8 protein-coding genes and 1 tRNA gene are annotated in these 6,587 nt (G+C 69.8%); 6 read left to right on the forward strand and 3 right to left on the reverse strand.

Going from position 1 to position 6,587, the window contains the following annotated elements; translation table 11 throughout:
• A partial coding sequence (locus V7050_RS16825) for a hypothetical protein (protein ID WP_442885596.1) occupies positions 1-628 on the forward strand: 628 nt, incomplete at its 5' end.
• Positions 629-872: 244 nt separating this feature from the next.
• Here V7050_RS16825 and V7050_RS16830 read toward each other — a convergent pair.
• A tRNA-Ile gene (locus V7050_RS16830) sits at positions 873-948 on the reverse strand.
• A gap of 105 nt (positions 949-1,053) precedes the next feature.
• Here V7050_RS16830 and purM point away from each other — a divergent pair.
• On the forward strand, positions 1,054-2,097 hold the full coding sequence (gene purM / locus V7050_RS16835; RefSeq protein WP_324369671.1) for a phosphoribosylformylglycinamidine cyclo-ligase: 1,044 nt from the start codon (positions 1,054-1,056) through the stop codon (positions 2,095-2,097).
• The gene (purN, locus tag V7050_RS16840) at positions 2,094-2,696 is read left to right on the forward strand and encodes a phosphoribosylglycinamide formyltransferase (RefSeq protein ID WP_324369673.1); all 603 of its coding nucleotides are present in this window, start codon (positions 2,094-2,096) and stop codon (positions 2,694-2,696) included. Before purM ends, purN begins: the two co-directional genes overlap by 4 nt.
• Positions 2,697-2,790: 94 nt before the next feature.
• Here the strand turns inward: purN and ndk are convergent, their stop codons facing one another.
• Positions 2,791-3,213, reverse strand: a complete 423-nt coding sequence (gene ndk, locus V7050_RS16845) for a nucleoside-diphosphate kinase (RefSeq protein ID WP_324369674.1) — start codon at positions 3,211-3,213, stop codon at positions 2,791-2,793.
• A gap of 121 nt (positions 3,214-3,334) precedes the next feature.
• On the opposite strand from ndk, the gene V7050_RS16850 reads away from it, so the two are divergent.
• From V7050_RS16850 to V7050_RS16860, 3 genes are read left to right on the forward strand one after another with little or no spacing between them, the layout of a single operon-like run.
• Complete coding sequence (locus tag V7050_RS16850; protein WP_324369680.1) at positions 3,335-5,197, forward strand: ABC-F family ATP-binding cassette domain-containing protein; 1,863 nt, start codon at positions 3,335-3,337, stop codon at positions 5,195-5,197.
• Positions 5,194-5,814, forward strand: a complete 621-nt coding sequence (locus tag V7050_RS16855) for a MarC family protein (protein ID WP_324369676.1) — start codon at positions 5,194-5,196, stop codon at positions 5,812-5,814. The genes V7050_RS16850 and V7050_RS16855 overlap by 4 nt, the downstream gene beginning before the upstream one ends.
• 4 nt (positions 5,815-5,818) lie before the next feature.
• Positions 5,819-6,403 carry a retropepsin-like aspartic protease family protein gene (locus tag V7050_RS16860; protein ID WP_324369678.1) on the forward strand — a complete coding sequence of 195 codons (585 nt, stop codon included), beginning with the start codon at positions 5,819-5,821 and terminating at the stop codon, positions 6,401-6,403.
• Positions 6,404-6,430: 27 nt separating this feature from the next.
• Here V7050_RS16860 and V7050_RS21090 read toward each other — a convergent pair whose 3' ends face one another.
• Complete coding sequence (locus V7050_RS21090) at positions 6,431-6,580, reverse strand: helix-turn-helix domain-containing protein (protein ID WP_442885708.1); 150 nt, start codon at positions 6,578-6,580, stop codon at positions 6,431-6,433.
• Positions 6,581-6,587 lie beyond the last annotated feature (7 nt).

The following is a 6,587-nucleotide window of genomic DNA, read 5'->3' on the forward strand; positions in this document are numbered from 1 at the left end:
CAAGCTCCGGGATCCGGCGTTCCAGGCACGGATGATCGCATCCGCCCTGTCCGGACACGCCGCATCCATCGCCGTGAAGGACATGTGCTCGCAACTCAGCGGGCTGCTGGAGGATGCCGCCTCCCGGACCGCGAGAGAGATCCTGCACATGCTCGTCACGAAGGTCCAGTTGACCGGCAATGAAATGAGAGCGGACGTGAGCCTTGCGACCCTTCGGGAAGCACCGAACGGGCGGTTCGCCGACCTCGCTGCCCTGGAGCTTCCCGACTTCAGCGTCTCTGCGACGCTGAAGCTGCAACGGCGCGGGCCGGAGCTGCGTGTGATCCTTGGCGGCAATGCGGCACCGCCACCGACGCCCGACCCGCATCTCGTCCGGATCCTGATCGAGGCCCGCTGCCGCCTCGCCGAATATCTCGACCCGGCCACGCGTCCCGGCATAGACCACATCGCCCGCCGCGAAGGCGCCGACATCGGCGACGTGTCGCGATCCCTGCAACTGGCCTTCCTCGCGCCGGACCTCGTCCAGCGCATCCTCGATGGCACCCAGCCAGTCGGGCTGACGGCGGAACGCCTCAGGCGCATCGACCTGCCCGCGCTATGGGAAGACCAGCGGGCGATTCTCGGCTAAGCCCGGATCTTCTGTCATAACATCGGAAGTCAACCGGAGCCCTGCTTTGCACGGCCCCCAGCCCACGGCCGCCATTATTTTGGAGGCCAGCAGAGCACGAAATGCCGCCAGGCCGCTTTCCGCACCGATTCCCTGCTCTCCACGCCGAATCCAAGGAGATCTTGGGCAAGATCGCCGCGCAAGCCTTTGATCTGTCCGCGGTTCGCGGAAACGGCCGTAGAGGCCGTGAAAGCCCCAGACTGCGTGGTAGGCCCGGCAGGATTCGAACCTGCAACCAAAGCGTTATGAGCGCTCTGCTCTGACCGTTGAGCTACGGGCCCCCTGGCGATCAGCTATCGCAGGCTTCGACGACGGGTCAAGCACGTGTTCCCTTGGCTGCCGGCATGGGGTAGAGCCGGTGCCCAGACGGATGCGCCGAGGATGGCATGGCAGAACTGCGCAATGGATTGACCTATTCCGATGCCGGCGTCGACATCGATGCCGGAAATGCGCTGATCGAGCGCATCAGGCCCGCCGCCGAGCGGACCGCGCGCCCGGGCGTGATGACCGGGCTCGGGGGCTTCGGCGCGCTCTTCGACCTCCGGGCGGCCGGCTACGAGGATCCCGTCCTGGTCGCCGCCACCGACGGGGTCGGGACCAAGCTGCGCGTCGCCATCGAGACCGGGCAGTTCGGCACGGTCGGCATCGATCTCGTGGCGATGTGTGTCAACGACCTGGTGTGCCAGGGCGCGGAGCCGCTGTTCTTCCTGGATTATTTCGCATCCGGCCGGCTCGACGTCGATCAAGCTGGCGAAGTGATCGCCGGCATCGCCGAAGGCTGCTCCGCCGCCGGTGCGGCGCTGATCGGCGGCGAGACGGCGGAGATGCCGGGGATGTACGCGGGCGGCGATTTCGATCTCGCCGGCTTCGCAGTGGGGGCGATGGAGCGCGGCGGCGAGCTGCCGCGCGGCGTGGCGGCGGGCGACGTCCTGCTCGGGCTCGCCTCCTCGGGCGTGCATTCGAACGGCTTCAGCCTGGTGCGCCGCATCGTCGCCGAGAGCGGCCTCGGCTGGGACGCGCCCTGCCCCTTCGCGGAAGGATCGCTCGGCGCGGCCCTGCTCGCCCCGACCCGGATCTATGTCCGCGGCGCCCTCGAGGCGATGCGGATCGAGGGGCTGCGCGGCCTCGCGCATATCACCGGCGGCGGCCTGACCGAGAACCTGCCGCGCATCCTGCCCGAGGACCTCGGCGCCCGCATCGATCTCGCCGCCTGGGCGCTGCCGGATGTCTTCCGCTGGCTTCGGGGCGCGGGCGGCATGTCGCGCGACGAGATGCTCCGGACCTTCAACTGCGGCATCGGCCTCGTCGCGGTCGCAGCCCCCGATGCCTGCCCGGCGATCCGCGCCGTCTTCGAGCAGGCGGGCGAGACCGTGCACGAGATCGGCCGGGTCGAGGCCGGCGCGGGCGTGCGCTATTCGGCCATGCCGTGACGCGACGCCGCGCCGCGATCCTGATCTCCGGCGGCGGTTCGAACATGGTCGCGCTGGTGCGCGACATGGCCGGTCCGGATCATCCGGCGACACCCTGCCTGGTGATCTCCAACCGCCCCGATGCCGCCGGGCTCGCGCGCGCGGCGGATCTGGGCGTGCCGACCGCCGTCATCGACCATCGCGCCCATGCGGGCGACAGGCCGCGGTTCGAGGCGGCGATTCTCGACCGGCTTGCGGCGAGCGGCGCGGAGATCCTCTGCCTCGCCGGCTTCATGCGGATCCTGACCCCGGGTTTCGTCGAGCACTGGCAGGGACGGATCCTCAACATCCACCCCTCGATCCTGCCGCTCTTCCCCGGGCTCGACACCCACGGACGCGCGCTGGCGGCGGGCATGGCGCTGCATGGCGCGACCGTGCACGAGGTCACGCCCGACCTCGATTCCGGCCCGATCCTCGGTCAGGCCGTCATCCCGGTGCTGCCCGGCGACACGTCCGAGACCCTCGCGGCCCGGCTCCTGCCGATGGAGCACCGCCTCTACCCGGCGGTGCTGCGCCGCTTCGCCGCGGGCGATCGCAGGAAGGTCGCCCTCTTCCCCTGAGCCGAAATCCGGGGCGTTTCACGTTGAAACGCCAATTAACGCCTTGATATTAAACAGATATCCGGATCTGCTGCGTGCCGGGCCGACGCGGGACTCAGCCGACCAGTTCGAGCCCGGAGAAGAAATAGGCGATCTCGACCGCGGCCGTCTCGGGCCCGTCGGAGCCATGCACCGAATTCTCGCCGATCGAGAGGGCGAATTCCTTGCGGATCGTCCCGGAGGCGGCCTCGGCGGGGTTGGTCGCGCCCATGACCTCGCGGTTGCGGGCGATGGCATCCTCGCCTTCGAGCACCTGCGCCACGATCGGGGCGGAAGCGATGAATTCGGTCAGTTCGCCGAAGAAGGGGCGATCCTTGTGCACGGCATAGAATGCCTGCGCCTGCGCCAGCGTCAGATGGACGCGCTTCTGCGCGATGATGCGCAGACCCGCCGCCTCGAGCTTGGCGTTGATCGCCCCGGTCAGATTGCGCCGTGTCGCGTCCGGCTTGATGATCGAAAACGTGCGTTGGATGGCCATCACTACCCGTCCCTCTAATTCCGGCGCCGAGGTAGCATGGCCGAACACGGGCGGAAAGACGCAAAAGACCGGGAAACCGGCGATGGTTGACAAGCCGGCGACCCCACGCCACACCGCCGCGATGCTGGCCTTGCGCGACATCACCTTCACGCTGGAAGGAAAGCGTCTTTTCGACTCGGCCTCGGCGCTGGTGCCGACCGGGCACAAGGTGGGATTCGTCGGGCGTAACGGCACCGGCAAGACCACGCTCTTTCGGCTGATCCGCGGCGAATTGCCGCTCGATTCCGGCGAGATCGAGGTGCCCCGCCGCGCGCGCATCGGCGGCGTCGCGCAGGAGGCGCCGGCGACGCGCGACAGCCTGATCGACACCGTGCTTCAGGCCGACGGCGAACGCGCCGCCCTCATGGCCGAGGCGGAGACGGCCCGGGATGCGGCACGGATCGCCGATATCCAGACGCGCCTCGCCGATATCGAGGCCCATACCGCCGAGTCCCGCGCCGCGGCGATCCTCGACGGGCTGGGATTCGACGCCGCCGCCCAGGCGCGCGCCTGCGCGGATTTCTCCGGCGGCTGGCGCATGCGCGTGGCGCTGGCGGCGGTGCTCTTCTCGCGCCCGGACGTGCTCCTGCTCGACGAGCCGACCAACTATCTCGACCTCGAGGGCTCGATCTGGCTGGAGAGCTTCCTCGCGCGCTATCCGCATACCGTGCTGGTCATCAGCCACGACCGGGACCTGCTCAACCGCTCGGTCGGGGCGATCCTGCACCTGCACCGCCAGAAGCTGACGCTCTACCAGGGCCCCTACGACACCTTCGAGGCCACGCGGCGGGCGCGGCTCGAACAGCAGGCGGCGGAGAAGAAGAAGCAGGATGCCGCGCGCGCGCATATGCAATCCTTCGTGGACCGCTTCCGCGCCAAGGCCTCCAAGGCCCGCCAGGCCCAGAGCCGGCTCAAGGCGCTCGAACGCATGAAGCCCATCGCCGGGGTGGTGGACGATCACGTGGCGGCCTTCGGCTTCCCGACCCCGGAGGAGCTTTCGCCGCCCATCATCCGGCTCGAGGACGTCAGCGTCGGCTACGACGGCCGCCCGGTGCTGCGCGGGCTCGACCTGCGCATCGACCAGGACGACCGGATCGCGCTGCTCGGCGCCAACGGCCAGGGCAAGTCGACCCTCTCCAAGCTTCTGTCCGACCGGCTCCGGCCGATGACGGGCCGGAAGATCACGGCGCCCAAGCTCCGGGTCGGTTACTTCGCCCAGCATCAGGTCGACGAGCTCGATGTCGACGAGACGCCGCTGCAGCACATCGCCCGCCTGCGCCCGGAGGAGACCCCGGCCAAGCATCGCGCCCGGCTCGCCGCCGGCGGGATCGGCGCCGAGATCGCGACCTCCCAGGTGGGACGGCTCTCGGGCGGCCAGAAGGCGCGGCTGAGCCTGCTGATCGCCACCATCGACGCGCCCCATCTCATCGTGCTCGACGAGCCGACCAACCATCTCGACATCGAGAGCCGCGAGGCGCTGGTGGCCGCCCTGACCGAATACGGCGGCGCGGTGATCCTGGTGAGCCATGACCCGCATCTCGTGGAGCTGGTCGCCGACCGCCTCTGGCTGGTGAAGGACGGCCATGTCGCGCCCTTCGAGGACGACATGGAGGGCTACCGGCGCCTGCTCCTCTCCGAGCGCGGCCGCTCCGCGCCGAAGCCCGCCGAGCCGAAACCCCGCCCGCGCAGGGCCGCCCCGGCCGTCCTCTCGCCGCTCAAGGCCGAGGTCGCGCGCTGCGAATCCCGGGTCGCGAAGCTCGAGGAAATGCGCCAGGCCATCGACGCCCGGCTCGCGAACCCCCTGCTCTACAGCCGCGGCGACAGCGACGAGATCGAGACCTTGCAGAAGAAGCGCGCGGAGGTCATCGATGGGATCGCGCGCGCCGAAACCCTGTGGCTGGCGGCGCTGGAGCGCGTGGAAGCCGCGGAGGGACGCGTCGCATGACCCCGGACCTGTTCCTGACCGCCTTCGTCACGCTCTTCGTGATCATCGACCCGATCGGGCTGGTGCCGCTCTTCGTGGCGCTCACCCAGGGCATGTCCTCGGCGGAACGCCGGCGGATCGGCTTCCGGGCGATCGCCGTCGGCTTCTTCCTGCTCGCGGCCTTCGGCATCGCGGGCGAGTCGCTGCTGGCGCTGATCGGCATCGGCATGCCGGCGTTCCGGATCTCGGGCGGCATGCTGCTCTTCCTCATGGCGGTCGACATGCTCTTCGAGCGGCGCAGCGAACGGCGCGAGAAGCAGACGGCGACCCAGCCGCCCGACCCGTCGGTCTTTCCGCTGGCGATGCCGCTGATCGCCGGGCCCGGCGCGCTGGCGACGATGATCCTGCTCAGCAGCCAGAACAACGGCGACCCGATGGCGATCCTGACGATCAACGTCGCCATGGCCGCCGTGCTCGCGCTCTCCCTGATCCTGTTCCGCGCCGGCGGGCTTCTGGAACGCGCGCTCGGCCATACCGGGATCGTGGTCGTCACCCGGCTCCTGGGGATCCTGCTGGCCGCGCTGTCGGTGCAGTTCGTGCTCGACGGCATCCGGGACCTCGGGCTCATCGGAGCCTGAGCCGGTGCTGCCCGGATCGTCAGACGACCACGTCCGGCTCGTCTATCTGGTCATCCTGCTCCTCGGCGTCCTGCTCTTCGGGCTGCGGGGCGGGCGGCTCGGCCGCAACATCCGCGACCTGGTCTTCTGGCTGCTCCTGATCGCCATGGCGGTGATCGCCTACGGGTTCCGCGACACGCTGCGCGGCATGCTCTTCCCCTCCGCGGCGGTCCAGATCGCCCCGGGCGTGACCGAATTGCGGCGCGGCCCGGACGGCCAGTTCCACGCCACGATCGAGATCGACGGGCATCCGGTCCGCTTCATGGTCGACACCGGCGCCAGCGACATCGTGCTCTCGCGGAAGGACGCGGCCGCGCTCGGGATCGACCTCGACCGCCTCGTCTTCTCCGGGCGGGCGCAGACCGCCAACGGCGCGGTGCCGACCGCCCGCGTCCGGCTCGGCGAGGTCCGCTTCGGCGACCACATCGACCGGGACCTTCCGGCGAGCGTCAACGGCGGCGACCTCGACGTCTCGCTGCTCGGCATGGCCTATCTCGGGCGCTTCGCACGGATCGAGATCCTCGGCGACCGCCTGCGGCTGCATCGCTGAGCGATCCCCGGGCGGGCGCCGAGGCCGCTAGAGCACCAGGAGATGCCCGCGCCCCCAGACCGACCGGAACCGGCGGGCTTCCGTGCCGAGCTTGCGGCGGAGGCGGCAGACCAGCACGTCGACGATCTTCGACCCCCCCACGGCATCGCGACCGCCGTAGAGTTCGGCCATCAGCATCGCGTTC

The organism is Amaricoccus sp. (genome assembly GCF_036846665.1).
GTDB lineage: Bacteria > Pseudomonadota > Alphaproteobacteria > Rhodobacterales > Rhodobacteraceae > Amaricoccus.

Bases quoted from the DNA above. Each gene is read 5' to 3' on its own strand.
- V7050_RS16850 (WP_324369680.1), top strand. From the start codon at position 3,335: ATGCTGGCCTTGCGCGACATCACCTTCACGCTGGAAGGAAAGCGTCTT.
- ndk (WP_324369674.1), bottom strand. From the start codon at position 3,213: ATGGCCATCCAACGCACGTTTTCGATCATCAAGCCGGACGCGACACGG.
- V7050_RS21090 (WP_442885708.1), bottom strand. From the start codon at position 6,580: ATGCTGATGGCCGAACTCTACGGCGGTCGCGATGCCGTGGGGGGGTCG.
- V7050_RS16855 (WP_324369676.1), top strand. From the start codon at position 5,194: ATGACCCCGGACCTGTTCCTGACCGCCTTCGTCACGCTCTTCGTGATC.
- purM (WP_324369671.1), top strand. From the start codon at position 1,054: ATGGCAGAACTGCGCAATGGATTGACCTATTCCGATGCCGGCGTCGAC.